The sequence below is a fragment of the Arthrobacter mobilis genome (assembly GCF_012395835.1).
In the GTDB taxonomy this organism is placed as follows: domain Bacteria; phylum Actinomycetota; class Actinomycetes; order Actinomycetales; family Micrococcaceae; genus Crystallibacter; species Crystallibacter mobilis.
This window is the reverse complement of sequence record NZ_JAAZSQ010000003.1, coordinates 225,770-249,637: the sequence shown is the minus strand read 5'-3', so window position 1 is coordinate 249,637 and position 23,868 is coordinate 225,770. Positions and strand designations below refer to the sequence as shown.

Sequence of the window (23,868 nt, the reverse complement as noted above, 5' to 3'; positions counted from 1 at the left end):
GGGCAGCAGGGTCCCTGCGTGGCGGCGAAGCCGACACGAAAGGGCCTGCCCCAATCCCTACCGCGGGCGGGCGGCGGCGGTCAGGCGCGCCTCGGTCTCGTAGGGGATTTCCAGCGGGGTGTCCTCGAAGCTGCCGTAGCGGCGCAGCACGGCGCCGCGGATCAGGAAGTCCGCCACTGCCGGGTTCTTCGGCAGCAGGGAGCCGTGCAGGTAGCTGGCCACCACATTCCGGTAGCGCGCCCCCTCGGTTCCGTCCTGGCCGTTGTTGCCCTCGCCCTTGGTCACGGTGCCCAGCGGCTGGACCCCTTCCTTCAGGAAGGTCTGCCCGCTGTGGTTCTCGTAGCCGATGACGGTGCCGAACTCGCTGCTCTCGACCACGGTGTTGCCGATCAGGCGGGACGGGCCCGCCACCGTGTCCACGTTCAGCAGGCCAATGCCCTTGATGATGTCCCCGGTATGGGTTTTGAAGAAGTTCCCGTAGAGCTGGTACAGCCCGCAGATGACCAGCATCGGCACGCCGTCGCCGGCCAGCTCCTTCAGCCGGCCGCCCAGGGCCAGCAGGTCCGTCTGGATCTTGTTCTGGCCCGAGTCCTGCCCGCCGCCGCCAACGATCAGGTCCACCTGGTCGGGGAACTCGTCGCCGGGATTGTACTCGTGCAGGCGCACCTCGAAGCCGCGCAGCTGCAGGCGCTTGCGCAGGGTCAAGACATTGCCCCAGTCCCCGTAGATGTTCATGTCCCGCGGGTAGAGCTGCAGCAGGTCGATCACGGGAGCATCCCCGGCCTGCGGGTTGGTTGTGTCCATTTAGGCGATCACCTCGACGTTGGTCAGTTTGCCCAGCTCCCGCCGCAGCGCCAGCATGGCGGTGTAGGTGCAGTAGATGCGTTTGGGCGTGCCGGGCGCGGCGGCGATGAAGCGTTCCAGCGAGGCGTCCAGGTCCGTGTCCACCCGGCCGACCGGCACGTCGTCGTAGAACAGCCGCAGCGCCATATCGTTGGCGCGCACGCCGCTGACCTCGTCCACCCCGGTCTCCCGCAGCGAATCGAAGTCCACGTCCCAGAGCCAGGACATGTCCCGGCCGTCCGCGTAGTTGTCGTTGATGGCGATCATCGTCCGGTAGCCGGCGGCGGGGAAGGAGCGCAGGGCCAGCCTGAAGCCCGCCGGATTCTTCACCAGCACCAGGTCCAGCGGCTGGCCGTTGACGGTCAGGGATTCGCCGCGGCCGAAGGCGGGGGTGACGGCTTCCAGGGACTGGAGCAGCGCGTCCTCGTCCGCGTCCGGTCCCAGCACGGTGCGGGCCAGCGCCAGCGCGGCTGCGGCGTTGTAGACGTTGTAGATGCCGGTGAGCCTGAGCTCGGCTTCGATCTGCCGTCCGTCCAGGCGAAAGCCGGCGGCCGAGCCTTCGCAGGTCGTCAGCACGACGTCGGCCTCCCGCTCGACGGCGTGGTTCTCCGGCACAGGTCCGCCGACCACCGCGGCGTTGGAGCGCAGGTCGTCGTCGCTGGGGAACATCGGGCGCAGTTGGGCGGAGAGCCCGAAGTACTTCACTTCCGTGCCTGCCCGGGCGGCGGTGGCCAGGGCGGCAATGCGCGGATCCTCGCGGTTGAGCACGATGCTGCCGGTAGTGGCCTCGGCGATGCGGCGCAGGAAGCCGGCGGTGGTTTCGATCTCGCCGAAGCGGTCCAGCTGGTCCCGCATGACGTTCAGCAGCAGGCAGTAGCGCGGGGGCACCAGCTTGACGAAGTGCACGGCGTGGGCTTCGTCAAGCTCCAGCACGGCGATGTCGGCATCCAGCCGGCCGGCCAGGTTCGATTCGCCCAGCGCGGCGGCCACCACGCCGCGGGTGAAGTTGCTGCCGGTGCGGTTGGTGAAGACCTTCAGGCCCTGGCCCTGAAGCAGCTCCACCACCATTTTGGTGGTGGTGGTCTTGCCGTTGGTGCCGCTGATGACGACGACGCCGCGGGGCAGGTTCCCGAGAACGCGCGGCAGGAAACCGGGGTCGATTTTCTCGGCGACCAGGCCGGGCAGGGCCGATCCGCCACCGCGGAGTTTGGCCACCTCCCGGACGGTCTTTCCGGCAAGGGTGGCAAGCAGGTGGCGCATGTCCAACACTTTACACAACGCGGCGGACCCCGGCGGGGCCGCGCGGCAGCCGCCGCACACAGCTGCAATACCGGCCGCAGTTAACAGTGCGGCCGGTATTGGGATTATCGTTTTTTCGGGGGAGTTTTCCACATGGCGCCTGCCCGGGCGCTGCTCGGCAGCTTGAAGAACAGCTTTTAAGGAATGATCTTGGTCAAAGTAGGTGTCCTTGCCCTGCAGGGCGACGTGCGCGAGCATGCCGCAGCACTCGAGGCCAGCGGCGCGCAGGCGGTCGCCGTGCGCCGGCCTGCCGAGCTCGCCGGCGTCGACGGGCTGGTGATCCCGGGCGGCGAATCCACCACCATCGACAAGCTGACCCGGATCTTCGAGCTGGACGTGCCGCTGAAGGAGCGCATTGCCGAGGGCATGCCGGTCTACGGGTCCTGCGCCGGCATGATTATGCTCGCGGACGAGATTGCCGATCCGGCCAGGGACTTGGCCGGCAGCCCGCAGCAGACCCTGGGCGGGCTGGACATCACCGTCCGGCGCAACGCCTTCGGCCGCCAGCGCGAATCCTTCGAGACGGACCTGCGGTTCCGCGGCCTCGAATTCAGCGCCGCGGAACCCGGGGCCCAGGCCCCTGCGGTGCACGCCGTGTTCATCCGCGCACCGTGGGTGGAGCGCGTGGGCCCGTCGGTGGACGTGTTGGCGACGGTCGAGCCGTCCGAGGCCTCCCACACGCAGACGTTGCATGGGGCCGCTAGAATTGTTGCAGTCCGTTCGCGGCATCTGCTGGCGACATCCTTCCACCCCGAGGTAACGGGGGAGCGCCGCATCCACGAACTTTTCATCCGCATGATCAGAGGAGAAGCATAAAGCATGTCCGGGCACTCCAAATGGGCAACGACCAAACATAAGAAGGCCGTGATCGATGCCCGCCGTGCGAAGTCCTTTGCCAAGCTGATTAAGAACATCGAGGTGGCCGCCCGTGCCGGCGGCGCCGACCTGTCGGGCAACCCGGCGCTGGAACTGGCCGTGCAGAAGGCCAAGAAGACCTCGGTGCCCAACGACAACATCGACCGTGCCATCAAGCGCGGCGCCGGCCTGACCGGCGAAACCGTGGACTACGCGGAGATCATCTACGAAGCCCGCGGCCCGCAGGGCTCGGCGCTGCTGATCGAATGCCTGACCGACAACAAGAACCGTGCCGCCTCCGAGGTGCGCGTGGCGGTGACCCGCAACGGCGGCACCATCGCCGACCCGGGTTCGGTGGCCTACCTGTTCAGCCGCAAGGGCGTGGTCTCGCTGCCGAAGAAGGACCTGAGCGAGGACGATGTCCTGATGGCGGTGCTGGACGCCGGGGCCGAGGAAGTCAAGGAAGACGGGGACAACTTCGTCGTCACCTCCGACCCGGCCGACCTGCGCGCCGTCGTCGGCGGGCTGGAAGCGGCCGGGATCGAGTACGAAACCGACGAGGTGGAGTTCGTCCCGTCCATGAGCGTGGACGTCGACGTTGACGCCGCGCGCAAGTTCACCCGCCTGGTGGACGCGCTCGAAGAGCTCGACGACGTGCAGAACGTCTACGCGAACGTGGACTTCTCCGACGAAGTCATGGCCGCGCTGGAGGCGGACGACTGACGCGTGGCACTGCGTGTTCTCGGCATCGACCCGGGGCTGACGCGCTGCGGCTTCGGCGTGGTCGACGTCGAGGCCAACCGGCGGGCGAGCCTGGTGGACGTCGGGGTGGTAGGAACCCATAGCGAGGAGCCGCTGGACCAGCGGCTCCTCGCCATTTCCCTGGCCGTGGACGAATGGCTGGACCGGCACCGCCCGGACGTCCTCGCCGTCGAACGGGTCTTCAGCCAGCTCAACGTCAGCACCGTGATGGGCACGGCCCAGGCCTCCGGGATCGTGATTGCCGCCGCCGCACGCCGGGGGATCCCCGTGGCGCTGCATACCCCGACCGAGGTCAAGGCCGCGGTGACCGGCAACGGGCAGGCGGACAAGACCGCGGTGACCAAGATGGTGACCAGGATCCTGCGGCTGCAGGCTCCGCCGCGTCCGGCCGACGCGGCGGACGCGTTGGCGCTGGCCATTACCCACGCCTGGCGCGGCAACGGGCTGGCGGTGCCGGCGGCAGCCTCCGCCGCAGGCCCGGGCGGGACGGGGTCCGGCCTGACCCCGGCGCAGCGGGCCTGGGCCGAGGCCGAAGCGCGGGCCAAGCGCGGCCGGCGCTGAGCGGTCCGTGTGGCGGCTGGGTTTGTGCCCGCAGCACGGCGTAGGCTATTCGTAGGTATGTTCGTATATTTTCCTCTTCCATCTGCGGGGTCGGTTCATGATTAGTTCGTTGCGCGGGGTCGTTACCCATGTGGGCCTGCATTCCGCGGTCGTGGACGTGAACGGCTTCGGGATGCTGGTGCAGGCCACCCCGCAGACGCTCGGCGGGCTGCACGTGGGCAGGGAGACCGAGCTGGCCACCACGATGGTGGTGCGCGAGGACTCGATGACGCTCTACGGCTTCGAGGACGCCTCCCAGCGGGAGGTTTTCGAAACCCTCACCTCGGTCAGCGGCGTCGGCCCGCGCCTGGGCCTGGCCGCGCTGGCGGTGCACAGCCCGGAGGCCATCCGTGTGGCCGTGGCCGCCGGCGACAGCAAGGCCATCAGCAAGGTCCCGGGGATCGGACCCAAGCTGGCCGGACGCATTGTGCTCGAGCTGGCCGGCAAGCTGGTGCCGCTGGGCACCGAGAGCGCCCCGGCCGCCGCGGACTGGAAGGGCCAGGTCGTCGAGGCGATGACCGGCCTGGGCTGGTCGGAGAAGGACGCCGGTGCCGCCGTCGACGCCGCCGCGGAGGAGCACCCGGAGGCTGCCGCGGCCGGCGACGTCGGCGAGCTGCTGCGCCTGACCCTGCGCCGGATGGGCCGGGACGGTACGCGCGCGGCGCGCCGCCCGGCGGCAGGGGTGAAGTAGCGTGGCCGCGCGGGACCGGGATTCGCTCGTCTCCGCGGCCGGCGAGGCCGAGGAGCGGGCGCTGGAAGCTGCGCTGCGGCCGAAGAACCTGGACGATTTCGTCGGCCAGGCCCGCGTGCGCCAGCAGCTCTCGCTGGTGCTGGAAGCCTCCCGGATCCGTGAACGCACCGCCGACCACGTGCTGCTCTCCGGTCCGCCCGGGCTGGGCAAGACCACGCTGGCCATGATCATCGCGGCCGAGATGAACGCGCCGCTGCGCATCAGTTCCGGCCCGGCCATCCAGCACGCCGGCGACCTGGCCGCGATCCTGTCCTCGCTGACCGAAGGCGAGATCCTCTTCCTGGACGAAATCCACCGGATGTCCCGGCCCGCCGAGGAAATGCTCTACATGGCCATGGAGGATTTCCGGGTCGACATCGTGGTCGGCAAGGGCCCGGGGGCCACCGCCATTCCGCTGGACCTGCCGCCCTTTACGCTCGTCGGGGCGACGACGCGGGCCGGCCTGCTGCCGGGGCCGCTGCGGGACCGCTTCGGCTTTACCGGGCACCTGGAGTTCTACTCCACCGGCGAGCTGGAACTGGTGCTGCGCCGCTCGGCCATGCTGCTGGACCTGAAGGTCAATTCCGCCGGCTTTGCCGAGATCGCCAGCCGCTCCCGCGGCACCCCGCGGATCGCCAACCGGCTGCTGCGCCGGGTCCGGGACTGGGCGCTGGTGCACAAGCTCGAGGAAATCGACCTGCGGGCCGCCTCCGCCGCACTGGATATGTACGAGGTGGATGCCCGCGGGCTGGACCGGCTGGACCGCTCGGTGCTGACGGCGCTGATCACCAAGTTCAACGGCGGCCCGGTGGGCCTGTCCACACTGGCGATCGCCGTCGGGGAGGAAACCGAGACGGTCGAGACGGTGGCCGAACCGTACCTGGTGCGCGAAGGCCTGCTCGGCCGGACGCCGCGCGGCCGGGTGGCTACCGCCGCTGCCTGGGAGCACCTGGGCATGGTGCCGCCGGCCGGGGCCATGTTCGGGGAGACCCTCTTCACGCTGACGGAGGAAAGCGCGCCCGAGCTTTTCGAGGACTGAGCACCGTACGGGACAGCCGCAGGCCACAGCGCCGGCTGTCCCATGCCGGTTCCCTGTGCCGTGTCCGCGTAGAATGGAAAAGATTACCCAGCCTCCGAGGAACGGAACAATTCTGTGATCGCTAACGTCTTGACCGCCAACACCGCACAGCCGCAGGGCGGCGGCATCGACTTCATGACCATCGCGCTGTTCGTGATCTTCGGCCTGCTCATCTTCACGATGTTCCGGAAACAGCGCAAGGTCCAGGCGCAGATGCGGGAAAAGGCCGAGCAGATGAAGGAAAAGCTGGCGCCCGGCACCGAGGTCATGACGCAGTTCGGCCTGTACGGCTCCGTGGTGTCCGTGGACCGGGACGAGAACAAGGTGGTCCTGGAGCTCTCGCCCGGCAACACCGCCACCGTGCATCTGCAGGCTGTCACCGAGATCCTGCAGGCCCCTGCCGGCGCCGAAGCCACTGCCGTGCCGGACGATGCCTCCAGCCTCACCGGGACCGAGCCCGGCCCCGTCCGCGCCGAGACGCCCGAGGAAACCCTCAAGCGCCTCAACGACGACAAGGACAACGGAAAGTAGCCGCGGGACGCCGGGCCCGTACCGGCTGCCCGGCAACGTCCTGAGGACTTTCACCCGGCGCAGGAAGGCTCCCCGCCAGCGCCATGCCGCAGTGTCCGCCCGGGCCTGCAGCGGTACCAGCCGATGAAGGAAAGACCATCCATGGCACGATCCCGCTCCACTTCCGCAGCCAGGCGGACACTCATCTGGCTTACCGTCCTGTTCGCTGCCCTGACGGCTGCCCTGGCCGGCGGCGTGATGTCCGGCCAGGCCAGCTGGGCCCCCAAGCTGGCCCTGGACCTCGAGGGCGGGACCCAGATGATCCTGGCCCCGAAGGTGCAGGGGGCAGGGGACCAGATCACGGCCGAGCAGCTGAACCAGGCGGTGGAGATCATCCGCCAGCGCGTGGACGGTTCGGGCGTGGCCGAGGCCGAGATCAGCACCCAGTCCGGGCGCAACGTCGTCGTCAGCCTGCCCGGCGTGCCGGACACCAGGACCCGCGAGCTGATCCAGGCCTCCGCCAACATGGAGTTCCGCCCGGTGCTGGCCGCAGCCCCCGGTGCGGCCGTGCCCAAGGCAGAGCGCACGCCCAAGGACGAGCTTCCGGCGCCCAGCGGCAAACCCGCCAACGCCAGCGACGACAACTGGGTGACCCCCGAACTGTTCCAAAAGTTCGAGGCGGCCGAATGCCTTGACCCGGCAGCCGCGGAGGAGACCGGGCCGGACGATCCGGCCAAGCCGATCATTGCCTGCGAGCCGGATACCGGCATGAAGTACATCCTGGGCCCGGTGGAGGTGCCCGGCACCGATATCGCCTCGGCCAGCTTCGGCCAGGTCCGCGGCACCCAGGGCCAGAGCCTGAACCAGTGGGCCGTGAACATCGAGTTCAACGGCGAAGGCACCGAGGCCTTCAAGAATGTCACCGAACGGCTGTTTGGCCTGACCGGGGTGAAGAACCAGTTCGCCATCGTGCTGGACGGGCAGGTCATCTCCGCCCCGACCACCAACGCGGTGATTCCGGACGGCAAGCCGCAGATCACCGGCAACTTCACCGAGGAGTCCGCGCGTGTCCTGGCCGAGCAACTCAAGTACGGCGCGCTGCCGATCAGCTTCGAGATCCAGAGCGAGCAGCAGATTTCCGCCACCCTGGGCGCCGAGCAGCTGAAGATGGGCCTGCTCGCCGGCCTGATCGGCCTGGCTCTGGTGGCCGTGTACTCCTTCTTCCAGTACCGGCTGCTGGGGCTGGTCACGATCGCCTCCCTGGTGGTGGCCGGCGGCCTGACCTACCTGGCGATCGCGCTGCTGGGCTGGACCGAGAACTACCGCCTGTCGCTGGCCGGCGTGGCCGGCCTGATCGTGGCCATCGGCCAGACAGCCGACTCGTTCATCGTCTACTTCGAACGTATCCGCGACGAACTGCGCGAGGGCCGGGGCCTGGTCTCCGCCGTCGACAACGGCTGGAAGCGCGCCAAGCGCACCGTGCTGGCCTCCAAGGCCGTCAACCTGCTGGCCGCCGTCGTGCTGTACTTCGTGGCGGTGGGCAACGTGCGCGGCTTCGCCTTCACCCTGGGCCTGACCGCGGTGGCCGACCTGCTGGTCGTCTTCCTCTTCACCCACCCGGTGATGGTGCTGCTGGCCCGGACCCGGTTCTTCGGCGAGGGCCACCGGCTGTCCGGCCTGGACCCGCGGCTGCTGGGCGCGGTGCCGCTCTACCGCGGCGCCGGCCGGCTCCGCCAGCCTGCGGAGGCCGGATCCAAGGTGCGGACCAGGAACACCGGCGCTGCCGCCGAGGCGGCCAGGCGCCAGACCATCGCCGAGCGCAAGGCCGAGCAGCAGCGCCAGGCCGGCCAGCAACGTGAGGCCAGTGCCGTTGGCCGCGGCACGGACAAGGAGAGCAACTGATGCCCAATTTCGCAACCTTCGGCAACGAGCNAGTGCCGTTGGCCGCGGCACGGACAAGGAGAGCAACTGATGTTTTTTGCAAGCGCTCCTACGATTTCGTCGGCCGGCACCGGCTGTGGTTCCTGATCGCCGCGGCCGCGGTGTTCGTCTCGATCATCGTGCCGCTGGTCAAGGGTGGCTTCAACCTGGGCATCGAGTTCCGCGGCGGCTCCGAGTTCACGGTGTCGCAGACCTCCAACACGGACGCCGCCGAGGGCGAGCAGGCGGTCACCTCGGTGGTGCCTTCTGCCGCAGCGCGGGTGACCAACATTGCCCCCAACACCATGCGGATCCAGACGGACCGGCTCAGCGACGACGAGACGCTGGCCGTACGCGATGCGCTGGTCCAGGCCTACGACGTGGAGGCCGACCAAGTGACCTCCACCTTCGTCGGACCGACCTGGGGCGCCGACGTGACCCGGCAGGCGGTGTGGGGCCTGGTGGTCTTCGTGCTGTTGGCCGCGGTGCTGATGGCCATCTACTTCAGGACGTGGAAGATGTCCGCGGCCGCCCTCACCGGCATGGTGGTGGTGCTCGTGCTTACCGCGGGGTTGTATTCGCTCAGCGACTTCGAGGTGACTCCGTCCGCGATCATCGGCTTCCTCACCGTCCTCAGCTACTCGCTCTACGACACGGTGGTGGTCTTCGACAAGGTCCGCGAGAATACCGAGGACATCAAGGACTCCACACGCCGCACCTTCGCCGAAGAGGTCAACCTGGCCGTCAACCAGACCCTGGTGCGTTCCATCAATACCTCGGTGGTGGCGGTGCTGCCGGTGGCCGCGATCCTGTTCATCGGCGCCTACCTGCTCGGTGCCGGTACGCTCAAGGACCTGTCCCTGTCGCTGTTCATCGGCATCATCATCGGCACGGCAACGACGATCTTCATCGCCGCCCCGATGTACGCCGTGCTGCGTGCGCGGGAGCCTGAACTGGTGGCCCAGGCGAAGAAGGTCGAGGCGCGCCGCGGGCGCCAGCCGGCGGAAGCAGCGGCTCCCGCCGGCTGACGGCCCCGGACAGGGCACCGGACGCGAGTCAAGCCGGAGGGCCGCCGGTGGTGTCCGCCGGGCGGCCCTCCGGCATAGACTAGAACGATCGGATGTTGCAGCAGCGGGTGGGCGCCGGCCCGGGATAACCGAGAATCCCGGGGCCGTGCCGGAAAGCGGGGCACTACTTGGCGGAAAAAACCGGATCCCAGGACCAGGTAGCCGGAACCAAACCGGCCGCCGGGCCTGCCCCTGCGCCGTCCGGGGCATCCACGACGGCGGCCATTGTGCCAGCCGTGCCCCAGGCACCCGTCAAGCATGCGTTTCCCGGCCGCCGCGAACGGACCATGTCCCGCCTGGCCCGGCTCACCGGGCGCGCCACGGCCGGTTATTCGCCCATCCTGGAACCGCTGCTGCGCACCGTCCGGGCCAACAACCCCCGGGAAGACTTCGACCTGATCCAGCGCGCCTTCGTCGTGGCCGAGCGCAGCCACCGCGGGCAGAAGCGCAAGAGCGGCGACCCGTACATCACCCACCCGGTGGCCGTGGCGACCATCCTGGCCGAACTGGGCATGACCGGCACCACGCTGGCAGCGGCCCTGCTGCATGACACGGTGGAGGACACCGACTACACGCTTGAGCAGCTGCGCGCCGAATTCGGCCCGGAAGTGGCCATGCTGGTGGACGGGGTCACCAAGCTGGACAAGGTGCAGTTCGGGGACGCGGCCCAGTCCGAGACGGTGCGCAAGATGGTGGTGGCCATGGCCAAGGACATCCGTGTCCTGGTCATCAAGCTCGCCGACCGGCTGCACAATGCCCGCACCTGGCGCTTTGTCTCCCCGGAGTCCTCGGCCAAGAAGGCCAGGGAGACCCTGGAGATCTTCGCTCCGCTGGCCCACCGCCTGGGCATGAACACCATCAAGTGGGAACTGGAGGACCTGTCCTTCGCGGCCCTGCACCCGAAGGTCTACGACGAGATCGTGCGGATGGTCGGGGAACGCACCCCCGAGCGCGAGAAGTACCTGACCATGCTGCGGACCAGGATCGGCGAGGACCTGCGGGCGGTGAAGATCAAGGCCACGATCACCGGCCGGCCGAAGCATTACTACTCGATCTACCAGAAGATGATCGTGCGGGGTAAGGACTTCGACGACATCCACGACCTGATGGGCATCCGCGTGCTGGTGGACACCGTCCGCGACTGCTACGCGACCCTGGGCGCCCTGCACGCGCGGTGGAATCCGCTGCCGGGGCGCTTCAAGGACTACATCGCGATGCCCAAGTTCAACATGTACCAGTCGCTGCACACGACGGTGATCGGCCCCGGCGGCAAGCCGGTGGAAATCCAGATCCGCACGCACGAGATGCACCGGCGCGCCGAGTACGGCGTCGCCGCGCATTGGAAGTACAAGGACGCTGCCCGCGGCGGCACGGCCGACGGCGGGGACATGGGCTGGCTGCGCAGCCTGGTGGACTGGCAGCAGGAAACCAGCGACCCTGCCGAATTCCTGGACTCGCTGCGCTTCGAGATCAATGCCCGCGAGGTCTTCGTCTTCACCCCCAAGGGCGAGGTCATGGCCCTGCCGGCCGGGTCCACCCCGGTGGACTTCGCCTACGCCGTCCATACCGAGGTGGGGCACCGGACCATCGGTGCCCGGGTCAACGGCAAGCTGGTGCCGCTGAACAGCGAACTGCAGCACGGCGACTGGGTGGAGATCTTCACCTCCAAGGCCGAAGGCGCCGGGCCCAGCCAGGACTGGCAGTCGTTCGTCAAGAGCCCGCGGGCGCGCAACAAGATCCGCCAGTGGTTCACCAAGGAACGCCGCGAAGAGGCGATCGAGAAGGGCAAGGACCTGCTCACCCGCGCGATGCGCAAGCAGAACCTGCCGCTGCAGAAGATGATGACCCACGACGCACTGACCGCCGTGGCCCAGGAACTGCACCACGCCGACATCTCCGCGCTGTACGCGGCCGTGGGGGACGGGCACACCTCCGCGCAGAACGTCATCGAGCACCTGGTGGCGCTGCTCGGCGGCCCCCCGGAGCCCGAGGAACTGCCGTCCCCGGTGATCAGCCCGCCGAAGCGGCCCAAGTCCGCCGACGCCGGCGTCACGGTGGTGGGGACCGGGGATGTCTGGGTCAAGCTGGCCCGCTGCTGCACGCCGGTCCCGCCGGATCCGATCGTCGGCTTTGTTACCCGCGGCGCCGGCGTCTCCGTGCACCGCGAGGACTGCCGCAACGTCAGCCACCTGCGCGACGAGCCGGAGCGGATGGTCCGGGTGGCGTGGGCCCCCACCCAGTCCAGCGTCTTCCTGGTGGAAATCCAGGTCGAGGCACTTGACCGCAAGAGCCTGCTGTCGGACGTGACCCGGGTACTGGCCGAGAACCAGGTGAACATCCTCTCGGCCACGGTACATACCTCCAGGGACCGGCTGGCGATCTCCCGGTTCTCCTTCGAAATGGGGGACCCGAAGTACCTCAACCACATCCTCAGCGCGGTGCGGCGGATCGACGGCGTCTTCGACGTCTACCGGACCACCGGCTCCCAGCGCCGCTGACAGCGGACGCCTACGCTCCGGCCAGGCGGCCGAGCACGCGCTCGATCCGCTCCAGTGCCTGCCGTTTGCCCGGCAGCCGGCTCCTGGCCTGCAGGGCCTGCCTGATGTAGTCCAGCGGACACTCCAGGCTGCTGTCCGCTGCCAGGGCGCGCAGTGCCTGGACCGCCGGTTCCTCCGCGGCGTGCAGGGCAATATCCAGCGCGGTGCGCAGCGGAGCGGTTACCGGGACTCGGCCCATGGTGGTGGTATCGAGCGGGCCGAGCGAGACCTCGTGGATGGCCACGGTGCGGCAGCGTCCCTGCGAGGTGGTGCGGAAGCGGTGGTCCAGCAGCACGGCCACCTTCTGCGGTGCCGGTGCACAGCTGTAGATCCAGGCGGCGCTGAGCCTGCCGATCACTACCTTCGCGCGGATCTGCCCGGGCAGCGCCGCCTGTGCGGCCAGCGCGCGGTGGGCGGCTGTGACCGGATCGCCGGCGCGGACATAGGCCGGGCCGTAGATGTTCTCCACCAGCCCCTCCAGCCGCATGGCGCGCAGCTCGTTGAGCGTATGCATCCGCCCCGGCCGCAGGACCAGCTCCGCGCGGCGGGCCTCAGGCCCGTCCGGGGCGGCAGCTGCGGCGTACGTGGGCGGGACCATGCCTGCCAGCCTGCCAGAGCCGGCAGGGCAACGAGAGGGGGCGGGGCTTAGGTTGTGGACAACATCCACCACCTATGCCCCGCCCCCGCAATGTGTAGGACAGGAAGCCACTCCTAGGCGAAGTCCTGGGCGGCCTTCTGCAGCGTTTCCAGCCACTGCCGGCGGGCCGCCAGCGCTTCACGCGCCTCGGCGATCGCGCGTTCGTCGCCCTTCTGCTCGGCCTGGGCCAGATCCGCCTCGAGCGACTCGATCGCCGCTTCCAGCTGGCTGAGGGCACTGCTGGTCCGGGCCTGGGTTTCCGGATTGGTGCGGCGCCAGTGCTCGTCCTCGGCGGCCTTGACCGCGTCCTCGACCTTGCGCAGGCCGGCCTCGACCCGCTGCATGTCGGCCCGCGGGACCTTGCCAGCCTCTTCCCAGCGTTCCCGGATGGACTGCAGCGCCTTCTTCGCTGCGGCCAGGTCCGTGACCGGCAGCAGGGTCTGGGCCTCGGCGAGCAGGCCCTCCTTGACCACCAGGTTGGCCGCATACTCCCGGTCCACTGCCTGGTTGGCCGCCTGGCGGGCGGAGAAGAACCTGTCCTGGGCGGCCCGGAAGCGGGCCCAGAGCGCGTCGTCGTCCTTGCGGCTGGCCCGCTTGGAAGCCTTCCACTGGTCCATCAGCCGGCGGTATTCGCCGGCAGTGGCTCCCCAGTCCGTGGAGGTGGACAGTTCCTCGGCCCGGGCGATCAACGCTTCCTTGGCTGCCTTGGCGGCCGCGTTGTCGCTGTCCAGCTGGCTGAAGTAGGCGCGGCGGTGCCGGTCGAAGACCGTGCGGGCCGACCGGAAGCGCTTCCAGAGCGAGTCCTCGGTGGCCCGGCCGAGCCGGACGCCGTTCTTCTGCGCCGCCTTCCAGGCCTCGAACAGTTCGTTCATCCGGGCGCTGCTGGACTTCCACTGCACGGTGGCAGGATCCTTGGCCGCCAGCTCCTCGGCCTCGGCCACAATGGCCTCCCGGGCCGCCAGCTCGGCGGCGCGCACCGCTTCCTGCTCGGCCTTCTCGTTCCGCTGCAGCTGCGCAATGGCGGCCCCCAGGGCGTCGAGCCGCGCCTGCAGCGCCGGGACATCGCCGACCATATGCCGCTCGGTCAGCTGTTCCTGCAGGTGGGAGAGCGTCTTCTGCATATCCGCGGCCGGTGCCTTGGCCTCCACGCGCTGCTCCAGCAGCGCGATCTGGGCCGCGACGTCGTCGTACTTGCGCACGAAGTAGGAGAGCGCCTCCTCGGGGGACGCATCCGGGTAATGGCCCACCGGGTGTTCCTCGCCGTCGAGGAGCAGGAAGACGTGGCCGTCCTCGGAGACGCGCCCCCACTTGGCGGCCTCGGACAGGGGAGTGGACTGTACCGCGGGCGCGGCCACGACCGGCTGGGCTGCCGCGGGCTTCGGCGCGATTGCCGCAGGGGTGGGACGGGGCGCGGGCTTGGCCGCGGCACCGCTGTCGCCGGCCGGCTGTGCGGCTGCGTCCGTGGTGTAGTCGGTTGCTTCGTCGGATTTCTGACTGTTGGTCACCGCTAAAACTCTTTCGCTTGTTGGTTGGGGCAGCTTCGGTGCTGCGGCCCCGGGAGTAGCCTGGTTGTGTCCGGAGGTGCTGGTTGCCTAGTTCGGGCTCTCCTTCAACGTAAACGACTTAATGGATACCGGTATCTTAGGCGCTCCGTCCCGGCTGCCGGGTTCCTTTACGCCACCTTTGGCAATCTTGCGCAGCACGTCCATGCCGCCGGTGACCCTGCCCATGACGGTATAGCCGCCGGTATCCTGCGCAATCGTGCTGTCCTTCCAGGTGATGAAGAACTGCGTGCCGTTGCTGGAGGTGCTTTGGCCGCGGGCGACGGCGATGGTCCCGGCCGGGTAGGAGCCGTCCGCCGGGCTGTTTTCCACCGGTCCCCATTGGTAGGCCGGGTCGCCGGCGCCGGCGCCGTCCACGGAACCGCACTGCAGCACGCCCATGGACTCGGCGGTGGTGAGCCGGTGGCAGGTCTTGCCGGCGAAGAATCCCTCCCCGGCCAGCGTGGTGAAGACCGACACCGCCTGCGGGGCCTTGCTGCCGTCGAGCCGGACCTGGATCTCGCCCTGATTGGTGGCGAGGGTGCCGGTGAAGGTCTTGCCCCGGGCCAGATCGGCGGAGGGAATATTGGCCGCGGAGGCAGTATTTCCTGCAGATGCCTGGGGGGTAGCCGAGGTGCCGGTTTCCGGCACCTGCAGGCCTTCCTCCAGGGTCCGGAACTGCTCGGCGGGATTGCTCCCGAACACCGCCAGCTGCAGCACCAGACCGGCGGTGACGGCGGCAGCCAGCGCGATGCCGGCGACGACGTTGTCCCGCCGGCGCCGCCTGGCCTGGTCATTGCGCAGGGCACGCCTGGCCTCCATCTGCGCAATCCGGCGGCGCGTCTGCCTGTCCGGCCGGTTTGCTGCCACTGACCCTCCTCGCCTTAAACTGAACCAGCAGCCAGTCTATGCATTACGGCGTTCCTGGTTGTCCTGTTGCTTACGTTCTGTTAGGAGATGCACCCGCATGGCACGAAAGGCCTCCCTGTCAGGGTTCCCTGAATGGCTTCCGCAGGAGAGGCTGGTCGAGTTGCATGTGCTGGACACACTGCGGCGCACCTTCGAACTGCACGGTTTCTCCTCCATCGAAACCCGCGCGGTGGAAACCATCGGGCAGCTGCTGCGCAAGGGCGAGATCGACAAGGAGGTCTATGGCCTGCACCGGCTGCAGGCCGAGGACGACCCCGGGGCCCCGGACCAGGACAAGCTGGCCCTGCACTTCGACCTGACCGTGCCGTTCGCCCGCTACGTGGTGGAGAATGCCGGCTACCTGGCATTCCCGTTCCGCCGCTACCAGATCCAGAAGGTCTGGCGCGGCGAGCGTCCGCAGGAAGGGCGCGCGCGCGAATTCACCCAGGCGGATATCGACGTCGTCGGCGACGGCGAGCTGCCCTTCCGCTACGACGTCGAACTGGCGCTGGTCATGGCCGAAGCGCTTTCCGCCCTCCCGATTCCCGACTTCCGGATCCGGGTCAACAACCGCAAGCTGGCCGAAGGCTTCTACCGGGGCATCGGCCTGACGGACACCGCCGGAGTGCTGCGCAGCATCGACAAGCTGGAGAAGGTGGGCCCGGAGAAGGTAGCCGAGCTGCTCCAGGAGGAGCTCGGCGCCACGCCGGAGCAGGCCAAGGCAGCGCTGCAGCTGGCCGGCATCCGCACCGAGGACACCTCCTTCGTCGCGCAGGTGCGCGCCCTGGGCGTGGAGGACGAACTGCTGGAGGAGGGCCTGGCCGAGCTGGAACAGGTGATCGGCGAGGCCTGCCGGCGCGTGCCGGGCAAGGTCATTGCGGACCTGAGCATCGCCCGCGGCCTGGACTACTACACCGGCACCGTCTACGAGACCGTGCTGGTGGGCCACGAACAGCTCGGCTCCATCTGCTCCGGCGGACGCTATGACGCACTGGCGGCCAAGGGCAACCGCACGTTCCCCGGCGTCGGGCTCTCGATCGGCGTCACGCGCCTGGTCATGCGCATCCTGGGCCAGCAGCTGGCCGCGGCCTCCCGCGAAGTCCCCACCGCAGTGCTGGTCGCCCTGGCCAATGACGACAGCTGGTCCCAGGCGCAGGACGTGGCCGCCGCGCTGCGCAGCCGCGGAATCAGCACCGAGGTCGCTGCCAAGGCTGAGAAGTTTGGCAAGCAGATCAAGTACGCCGACCGCCGCGGCATCCCGTTCGTCTGGTTCACCGGCCACTCCGATGACGGCACGCTCACGCACGAGGTCAAGGACATCCGCTCGGGCGAGCAGGTGCCTGCCGATCCCGAGCTCTGGATGCCGCCGGCCGAGGACCTGGCGCCCAGGATCAGCGCAACCGGGACGGCTTGAGCACCGCCCGCCCGATCACTCCCGCGGCCAGCACCCCTGCCATTGCCAGCACCGAGGGCAGCGGCAGGGTGAAGGCCAGCGCCAGGCAGCCGGCCAGGCCCAGCCAGTTCAGCGCCTTGGGCAGGTGCCACGGGCGGTCGGTAAGCGTCAGCGCGGAGGCATTGGTCACCGCGTAGTAGATGAGCACGCCGAAGCTGGACAGGCCGACCACCGCCAGCACGTCCTGGGTCAGCAGCAGGCAGATGACGGCGGCAGCCACCGTCACCTCCGCGAGCCAGGGCACGTTGAAGCGCCGGCTGACCGACGCCAGCACATGCGGCAGGTCGCGCTCTCGGGCCATCGCCAGCATGGTCCGGGAAACCCCGGCGATCAGCGCCAGCAGGGCGCCCAGACAGGCCAGTGCGGCGGCCACCGCCACCGCGCCGGTGCCGATGCCGCCCCCGACCCGTTCCATCACGGTGTGCAGCGGGGCGGGCGTGGTGGCCAGCAGCTCCGGTCCCAGGAAACGCAGCAGCCCGGCCCCGAGCAGGAAGTACAGGGTGAAGGTGAGCGCCAGCGCCGCCCCGATGGCCACCGGGATCAGCCGTTTCGGGTCTCGGATCTCCTCGCCCATGGTGGCGATGCGCGCATAGCCGGCGAAGGCGAAGAAGAAGAGTGCGGCGCCCTGCAGCACGCCGTAGGGCGTGACCGTCACCGCCGCCGCGCCGCTGACGATGGGCGGTTCGTTGAAGGCGACCACAATCACGAACACAAGCACTGCGGCCACGATGGAGATGAACCAGCGGGTCATCCACGCGGTCCGGGTGATGCCCAGCAGGTTGATGCCGGTGAGCAGGACCACGGCCGCCACCGCCACCGGCGTGGCGTAGCCGGGGGCCACGTACAGCCCGAAGGCCAGGGCCATCGCGGCGCAGGAGGCGATCTTGCCGGTCACGAACGCCCAGCCGGCCAGGAAGCCCGGCCAGTCGCCCAGCCGTTCGCGGCCGTAGACGTAGGTGCCGCCGCTGGTGGGATAGACCGCGGCCAGCTGTGCCGAGGCGGACGCGTTGCAGTACGCGATCAGGCCGGCGATCGCCAGCGAGAGCAGGAGCCAGTTGCCGGCGGCCGCGGCGGCCGGCGGATAGACCACGAATACGCCGGCACCCACCATGGAACCGATGCCGATGGTGGTGGCGTCCACGCCGCCGAGCCTGCGTTCCAGGGACGATTCACTGCTCACGTCGAGACCACCCGATCCTCTGGTACTGGACAGCGCGCCGCGTGCATGGCCCGGTCCGCCGGCGCTGCCGCGGGGAGGCGGCGGCGCAGCAGTGTGTGGGGCACCGGCACGATCAACGGTAAACTCGTTCAGGACTTGTCTATACCCACTCTAGCCACCTCCTTTCGGATTCCCGGCGCACGGTTCCGTGTCCATCCGGGGTTCGTCCGGTGGCTTTGCTCCCAAGGGTTCTACTGGAAGGAATGTTGTGCTGCGCACACACGAACTCGGCACGCTGCGGGCCGAGCACATCGGACAAACCGTCACACTCGCCGGGTGGGTGGCCCGCCGGCGCGACCACGGCGGTGTTGCCTTCCTGGACCTGCGCGACGCGTCGGGCATTGCGCAGGTGGTGGTGCGCGAGGAGCAGGTCTTCCATGGCCTGCGCAACGAGTACGTCCTGCAGATCAAGGGCACCGTGGAGAAGCGTCCGGAGGGCAACGAGAACCCGGCGCTGGCCAGCGGCGAGGTTGAGGTGATCGCCGAGGACGTCGTCGTCCTCAGCACGTCCGAACCGCTGCCGTTCCAGATCGACGAGCATGTGGAGGTGGGCGAGGAAGCCCGCCTGAAGCACCGCTACCTGGACCTGCGCCGTCCGGCCCCGGCCCGGAACATCCGGCTGCGCTCGGAGGCCAACCGGGTGGCCCGCGATCTGCTGCATGCCGACGGATTCGTGGAGATCGAGACCCCCACCCTGACCCGTTCGACGCCGGAGGGCGCCCGCGACTTCCTGGTGCCGGCACGGCTGGCCCCGGGCTCCTGGTACGCGCTGCCGCAGTCCCCGCAGCTGTTCAAGCAGCTGCTGCAGGTGGGCGGGTTCGAGAAGTACTACCAGATCGCCCGCTGCTACCGCGACGAGGACTTCCGCGCCGACCGGCAGCCGGAGTTCACCCAGCTAGACATCGAGGCCAGCTTCGTCGACCAGGATGACATCATCGCCCTGGGCGAGCGGATCGTGCAGGCCGTGTGGCGGCTGATCGACGTCGAAATCCCGCTGCCGATCCGCCGGATGAGCTATGCCGAGGCGATGGACAAGTACGGCACGGACAAGCCGGACCTGCGCTTCGGCCTGGAGCTGACCGAGCTGACCGGCTTCTTCAAGGACACCACCTTCCGGGTCTTCCAGGCACCCTACGTGGGCGCGGTGGTCATGCCCGGCGGCGCGTCGCAGGCCCGCCGCACGCTGGACGCCTGGCAGGAGTGGGCCAAGCAGCGCGGCGCCAAGGGCCTGGCCTATGTCCTGATCCAGGAAGACGGCGAGCTGACCGGCCCGGTGGCCAAGAACCTGACGGACTTCGAGCGTGCGAACCTGGCCGGCGCCGTAGGCGCCAAGCCGGGCGACTGTATCTTCTTCGCCGCCGGGGACCGTGCCCAATCGCGCGCCCTGCTGGGCGCAGCCCGGGTGGAGATCGGCCACCGTACCGGCCTGGTCAACGACGGCGACTGGGCCTTTGTCTGGGTCGTGGACGCTCCGCTGTTCGAGCCGGCGACGAACGCGACCGCCTCCGGCGACGTGGCCCTGGGCTACTCCGCCTGGACCGCGGTGCACCACGCCTTCACCTCGCCCAAGCCCGAGTTCATGGACTCTTTCGACCAGGACCCGGAGAACGCCCTCGCCTACGCCTACGACATCGTCTGCAACGGCAACGAGATTGGCGGCGGTTCGATCCGTATCCACCAGCGGGACCTGCAGGAGCGCGTGTTCAAGGTGATGGGCATTGGCCACGAGGAGGCCGAGGAGAAGTTCGGCTTCCTGCTGGAAGGCTTCAAGTACGGTGCCCCGCCGCACGGCGGTATTGCCTTCGGCTGGGACCGCGTGCTCCAGCTGCTCACCGGCTCGGATTCGATCCGCGACGTGATCGCCTTCCCGAAGTCCGGCGGCGGCCACGATCCGCTCACCGACGCCCCGGCGCCCATCACCCCCCAGCAGCGCAAGGAAGCCGGTGTGGACGCCAAGCCGCAGCCCAAGGACAAGTCCCAGTCCTCCGGCAGCTAACCCTTCCCCGCCCCGCAAAGGTGGCCGGCAGATGTCCTGCATCTGCCGGCCACCTTTCTGTCCGCAGATCCGCGGCAGGGCCGTCCCGGTCCGCGGGGGCGGCCGGAGGCTCTGGTCCGCGGCGGCCGATTTTTCCGGCGGGAGCGGGGCAGTAGCCTTGGGGAGTGAGTGATTTGTTCAGCGCCGCCGACGAGACGCCCCTGGAGGAACCCGGCCACGTCCCCTCCGAGGCCGCCTGGCAGCCGGCCCACCCGCGCAGCCCGCTGGCCGTGCGCATGCGTCCGCGGACGTTGGACGAGGTGGTGGGCCAGCAGCACCTGCTGCAGCCCGGTTCCCCACTGCGGCTGCTGGCGGCGGGCGGCAGCGGCAGCGGTCCGGCCGGGCCGTCCTCGGTGATCCTGTGGGGTCCGCCGGGCACCGGCAAGACCACGCTGGCGCACGTGATCGCCCGCGGCCCCGGCCGCAAGTTCGTGGAACTGTCGGCGATTACCGCAGGCGTGAAGGACGTGCGCCGGGTCATGGACGAGGCCCTGACCGCCCGGGACCTGCACCGGACCACCACCGTGCTGTTCCTGGACGAGATCCACCGCTTCAACAAGGCCCAGCAGGACGCGCTGCTGCCGGGGGTGGAGAACCGCTGGGTGGTCCTGGTGGCCGCCACCACGGAGAATCCGTCCTTCTCGGTGGTCTCGCCGCTGCTCTCGCGTTCCCTGCTGCTCACGCTCAAGCCGCTGACCAGTGCGGATATCGAAGGGCTGCTGCTGCGCGCGGTCGACGACGAGCGCGGGCTGGGCGGCCGGGTGCGGCTCACGGACGAAGCGCTGGAACATCTGGTCCGGCTCGCCGCCGGCGACGCCCGGCGCGGGCTCACGGCCCTGGAAGCCGCCGCCGGCGTCGCCTGGGGAGAGGCCGGCGGCGGCGCGGCGGAAGGTGCCGGAACGGACGGCGCCGGGCCGGTCGTGGTCGAACTCCAGCATGCCGAACGTGCGCTGGACGTCGCCGCGCTGCGCTACGACCGGGCGGGGGACCAGCACTACGACGTCGCGAGCGCGTTCATCAAGTCGCTGCGCGGCTCCGACGTCGACGCGGCCCTGCACTACCTGGCCAAGATGCTCGAGGCGGGGGAGGACCCGCGGTTCGTGGCCCGGCGGATCATTATCTCGGCCGCCGAGGATGTGGGCATGGCCGATCCGACGGCGCTGCAGACCGCCGTCGCTGCTGCCCAGGCCGTGCAGCTGATCGGCATGCCCGAGGGCCGGATCGTGCTGGCCGAGGCGGTGGTCCACATTGCCACCGCACCGAAGTCCAACGCAGCCTACAACGGCATCAACGCCGCGGTCGCGGATGTGCGGGCCGGCCGCGGGCAGGGGATCCCCGCCCATTTGCGGGATGCGCACTATCCCGGAGCCAAGCAGCTTGGCCACGGCAAGGGCTACGTCTACGCCCACGACGAGCCGCACGGCATTGCCCGGCAGCAGTACCCGCCGGATGACCTGGTGGGGCGCAACTACTACGAACCCACCGCGAACGGGGCCGAACGCGAGATCGCCGCGCGGCTGGAGCGGCTGCGGAAGATAGTCCGCGGGTCCTGAGCCCGGCATGCGGGCGGGGGAGCGGCGGGGAAGGGGTCAGGTGCGGCGGGGTGCGGCGAAGTCCGCCGTGTCGAGGCTGATGGTCACCGGCCCGTCGTTGACCAGCGCTACCTGCATCATGGCGCCGAAGCGGCCGGTCTCCACCGTCGCGCCCAGCTCCCGCAGCGCCGCCACGAAGGCCTCCACCAGCGGCTCGCCCAGTTCCGCCGGTGCGGCCGCAGACCAGGACGGGCGCCGCCCGCGCCGGGTATCGGCATAGAGGGTGAACTGGCTGACCACCAGCAGTGGCGCGTCCTCGTCCGCGCAGGAGCGTTCCCCGGCCAGGATCCGCAGGGTCCAGATCTTGGCCGCCAGGGCCCGGGCGTCCTCCTCGGTATCGGTGTGGGTGGCGCCGGCCAGGACCACGAGTCCGGGACGGTCGATGGCGCCGACCACCTCGCCGTCGACGCTGACACTGGCGCGGGAGACCCGCTGGAGAATTGCTCGCATCCCTCCAGCCTAGGCGCCGAGGGCCCCGCCGCGAGCGCAGCGGGCGGTGGCAGGATGCGGCCAGGAACTGGCCCATGGCCCCATCTGCCGGCCAGTTTCCTTCCGGAGGCGGCGGCAACCGGCCAATTCCGACGTGGCGGAGGTGCTAGAATTATTCGCTGACTGGCAAGCCGTCCGGCTGAGCACCCAATCCACCTGTTTTCCCGGGTGGTTTTGTGTGCCGCGGACGGACTGTAGCTCAAGGTAGCGGTTGACCGACGCTCTCCATCACGGAGGCCAGCAACACCCATCGCCGCATGAATTGGAAGGACATCGTGGCTAACAACACACGAGCCCGCCGCAAGGTGCGTATCTCGCGCGCGCTTGGCATTGCCCTGACCCCCAAGGCCGAGAAGTACATGGAGCGCCGTCCGTACGCTCCCGGCCAGCACGGCCGCGCCCGCCGCAAGCAGGACAGCGACTACGCCGTCCGCCTGCGGGAGAAGCAGCGTCTGCGCGCCCAGTACGGCATCCGCGAGGCACAGATGACCCGTGCCTTCGAGGAAGCCAAGCGCACCAAGGGCCTGACCGGCGAGAACCTGGTCGAGCTGCTGGAGATGCGTCTTGATGCCCTGGTGCTGCGTGCCGGCTTCGCCCGCACCATCGCCCAGGCCCGCCAGCTGGTCGTGCACCGCCACATCATGGTTGACGGCGCACGCGTGGACCGCCCGTCCTACCGCGTCTCCGAGGGCCAGCTGATCCACGTGCACAGCCGCAGCGAGGTCATGGCGCCGTTCCAGGTGGCCGCCGCCGGTGCGCACCGCGACGTGCTGCCGAACGTTCCGCCGTACCTGGACGTGCAGCTGGAGAAGCTCCAGGCCCGCCTGGTCCGCCGCCCCAAGCGCGCCGAGGTCCCGGTGACCTGCGAAGAGCAGCTGGTGGTCGAATACTACGCCCGCTAAGCACGCCTGCCCCGCGATGCGCGGTAGCAATAACTGCATAGCGCGTCAGCGACTTACAGACCGGACAGCCCGCGGCACGCGCCGCGGGCTGTCCGGTAGGTAAGGTACATACGTAGGTGCATCACGCACAGCTGTACCGAAGCCGAACCGAAGACTAATTCGAAGGAGAGACCACCCATGTCAGGTGGCGACATCGCCGGTCTCATCGCCGCGGGCGTTTTTGCGGTGCTGGTGGCCCTGCTGGCCATTCCGGTCTGGAAACTCGGCAAGGTCTTTGACGAGCTCCGCGGAGCCATCCGCTCCATCAGCGACGGCACCACCCCGCTGATCGAGGAGGTGACCACCACCGTGACCACCACCAACGAGCAGCTGCGCAAGGTGGACGGGATCGCTGCGAACGTTTCGGACACCACCGCCAACGTCTCCGCGCTGTCGTCCCTGCTGGCCTCGACGCTGGGCTCCCCGCTGATCAAGATCGCCGCGTTCTCCTACGGCGTCCGGTCCGCATTCACCTCGGGGGCCAAGGGCACGCCCGAAGGCAAGCGCCGCCGCAGCCGCTGATACGGCCGGAAGGAATGAATGTGAAGAGAATCATTTGGATGGCCGCCGGGGTGGCCATCGGCGTGCTGGCCGTCCGGAAGCTCACCGAGGCCAAGGAAACCTTCGGCCCCCAGGGTCTGAACCGCGCCGTCGGTTCGCTCGCGGACAGCATCGCCAATTTCGCCGACGCCGTCCGTGACGGCATGCAGGAACGCGAGGCGGACCTGCGGGCCGCGCTCGGCGTGGACAACTAGCCGTCCCCGGCACTCCTGCCGCGTACAGCCTCCGGCGCGTGACGCCGGCCCGGCCCATCGAATTTTCCGCGAGTTTCCCCCGCCCGCCTGTGCACC

At 69.2% G+C, this 23,868-nt stretch carries 22 protein-coding genes; 15 read left to right on the top strand and 7 right to left on the bottom strand.

Annotated elements, in window-relative coordinates; genetic code table 11:
• Positions 1-57: 57 nt before the first annotated feature.
• Positions 58-804 (bottom strand): type 1 glutamine amidotransferase, encoded by a 747-nt coding sequence (locus tag HGG74_RS05935; protein ID WP_168485407.1) that lies wholly within the window; start codon positions 802-804, stop codon positions 58-60.
• A complete protein-coding gene (locus HGG74_RS05930) occupies positions 805-2,103 on the bottom strand; it encodes a Mur ligase family protein (RefSeq protein WP_168485406.1) in 1,299 nt (432 codons plus the stop codon). It abuts the gene before it with no gap.
• A gap of 183 nt (positions 2,104-2,286) precedes the next feature.
• Between HGG74_RS05930 and pdxT the strand changes: the two genes are divergently transcribed.
• The 9 genes from pdxT (at position 2,287) to HGG74_RS05885 (ending at position 12,162) form a co-directional block, all read left to right on the top strand.
• Positions 2,287-2,958, top strand: coding sequence for a pyridoxal 5'-phosphate synthase glutaminase subunit PdxT (gene pdxT / locus HGG74_RS05925; protein WP_168485405.1), 672 nt, complete (start codon positions 2,287-2,289; stop codon positions 2,956-2,958).
• Positions 2,959-2,961: 3 nt separating this feature from the next.
• Positions 2,962-3,720: a YebC/PmpR family DNA-binding transcriptional regulator gene (locus tag HGG74_RS05920; protein WP_168485404.1), complete on the top strand. Its 759-nt coding sequence runs from the start codon at positions 2,962-2,964 to the stop codon at positions 3,718-3,720.
• 3 nt (positions 3,721-3,723) lie between these two features.
• Complete coding sequence (ruvC, locus tag HGG74_RS05915) at positions 3,724-4,320, top strand: crossover junction endodeoxyribonuclease RuvC (protein ID WP_168485403.1); 597 nt, start codon at positions 3,724-3,726, stop codon at positions 4,318-4,320.
• Positions 4,321-4,417: 97 nt separating this feature from the next.
• Positions 4,418-5,050: a Holliday junction branch migration protein RuvA gene (gene ruvA, locus HGG74_RS05910; protein ID WP_168485402.1), complete on the top strand. Its 633-nt coding sequence runs from the start codon at positions 4,418-4,420 to the stop codon at positions 5,048-5,050.
• A gap of 1 nt (position 5,051) precedes the next feature.
• On the top strand, positions 5,052-6,128 hold the full coding sequence (gene ruvB / locus HGG74_RS05905) for a Holliday junction branch migration DNA helicase RuvB (RefSeq protein ID WP_168485401.1): 1,077 nt from the start codon (positions 5,052-5,054) through the stop codon (positions 6,126-6,128).
• A 174-nt stretch (positions 6,129-6,302) separates the two neighbouring features.
• A complete protein-coding gene (gene yajC, locus HGG74_RS05900; protein ID WP_168485456.1) occupies positions 6,303-6,698 on the top strand; it encodes a preprotein translocase subunit YajC in 396 nt (131 codons plus the stop codon).
• Positions 6,699-6,839: 141 nt separating this feature from the next.
• Positions 6,840-8,579, top strand: a complete 1,740-nt coding sequence (gene secD, locus HGG74_RS05895) for a protein translocase subunit SecD (RefSeq protein WP_168485400.1) — start codon at positions 6,840-6,842, stop codon at positions 8,577-8,579.
• Positions 8,579-9,625: a protein translocase subunit SecF gene (gene secF, locus HGG74_RS05890; protein ID WP_168485399.1), complete on the top strand. Its 1,047-nt coding sequence runs from the start codon at positions 8,579-8,581 to the stop codon at positions 9,623-9,625. Before secD ends, secF begins: the two co-directional genes overlap by 1 nt.
• 326 nt (positions 9,626-9,951) lie before the next feature.
• A complete protein-coding gene (locus HGG74_RS05885) occupies positions 9,952-12,162 on the top strand; it encodes a RelA/SpoT family protein (protein ID WP_168485455.1) in 2,211 nt (736 codons plus the stop codon).
• Positions 12,163-12,172: 10 nt separating this feature from the next.
• Here the strand turns inward: HGG74_RS05885 and HGG74_RS05880 are convergent, their stop codons facing one another.
• From HGG74_RS05880 to HGG74_RS05870, 3 genes are all read right to left on the bottom strand, one after another.
• Complete coding sequence (locus HGG74_RS05880) at positions 12,173-12,799, bottom strand: type IV toxin-antitoxin system AbiEi family antitoxin (protein WP_168485398.1); 627 nt, start codon at positions 12,797-12,799, stop codon at positions 12,173-12,175.
• 113 nt (positions 12,800-12,912) lie between these two features.
• Positions 12,913-14,343, bottom strand: a complete 1,431-nt coding sequence (locus HGG74_RS05875; protein WP_168485397.1) for a DUF349 domain-containing protein — start codon at positions 14,341-14,343, stop codon at positions 12,913-12,915.
• Positions 14,344-14,430: 87 nt separating this feature from the next.
• Complete coding sequence (locus HGG74_RS05870) at positions 14,431-15,249, bottom strand: peptidylprolyl isomerase (RefSeq protein WP_312856760.1); 819 nt, start codon at positions 15,247-15,249, stop codon at positions 14,431-14,433.
• A 97-nt stretch (positions 15,250-15,346) separates the two neighbouring features.
• On the opposite strand from HGG74_RS05870, the gene hisS reads away from it, so the two are divergent.
• Positions 15,347-16,702 (top strand): histidine--tRNA ligase, encoded by a 1,356-nt coding sequence (gene hisS, locus HGG74_RS05865; protein ID WP_168485396.1) that lies wholly within the window; start codon positions 15,347-15,349, stop codon positions 16,700-16,702.
• On the opposite strand, the gene HGG74_RS05860 is transcribed toward hisS, so the two are convergent.
• Positions 16,680-17,921 (bottom strand): APC family permease, encoded by a 1,242-nt coding sequence (locus HGG74_RS05860; protein WP_312856759.1) that lies wholly within the window; start codon positions 17,919-17,921, stop codon positions 16,680-16,682. The genes hisS and HGG74_RS05860 overlap by 23 nt on opposite strands.
• Before the next feature lie 247 nt (positions 17,922-18,168).
• Between HGG74_RS05860 and aspS the strand changes: the two genes are divergently transcribed.
• Both aspS and HGG74_RS05850 read left to right on the top strand, forming a co-directional pair.
• Positions 18,169-19,956: an aspartate--tRNA ligase gene (gene aspS / locus HGG74_RS05855; RefSeq protein WP_168485395.1), complete on the top strand. Its 1,788-nt coding sequence runs from the start codon at positions 18,169-18,171 to the stop codon at positions 19,954-19,956.
• 164 nt (positions 19,957-20,120) lie between these two features.
• Complete coding sequence (locus tag HGG74_RS05850; protein WP_168485394.1) at positions 20,121-21,548, top strand: replication-associated recombination protein A; 1,428 nt, start codon at positions 20,121-20,123, stop codon at positions 21,546-21,548.
• A gap of 36 nt (positions 21,549-21,584) precedes the next feature.
• On the opposite strand, the gene dtd is transcribed toward HGG74_RS05850, so the two are convergent.
• Entirely contained in the window at positions 21,585-22,037 is a 453-nt protein-coding gene (dtd, locus tag HGG74_RS05845; RefSeq protein ID WP_168485393.1) for a D-aminoacyl-tRNA deacylase, read from the bottom strand.
• 314 nt (positions 22,038-22,351) lie between these two features.
• On the opposite strand from dtd, the gene rpsD reads away from it, so the two are divergent.
• The 3 genes from rpsD (at position 22,352) to HGG74_RS05830 (ending at position 23,772) form a co-directional block, all read left to right on the top strand.
• Positions 22,352-22,978 (top strand): 30S ribosomal protein S4, encoded by a 627-nt coding sequence (gene rpsD, locus HGG74_RS05840; protein WP_168485392.1) that lies wholly within the window; start codon positions 22,352-22,354, stop codon positions 22,976-22,978.
• 177 nt (positions 22,979-23,155) lie between these two features.
• Positions 23,156-23,539 (top strand): DUF948 domain-containing protein, encoded by a 384-nt coding sequence (locus HGG74_RS05835; protein WP_168485391.1) that lies wholly within the window; start codon positions 23,156-23,158, stop codon positions 23,537-23,539.
• Positions 23,540-23,559: 20 nt separating this feature from the next.
• On the top strand, positions 23,560-23,772 hold the full coding sequence (locus tag HGG74_RS05830; RefSeq protein WP_312856758.1) for a DUF6167 family protein: 213 nt from the start codon (positions 23,560-23,562) through the stop codon (positions 23,770-23,772).
• Positions 23,773-23,868: the final 96 nt, after the last annotated feature.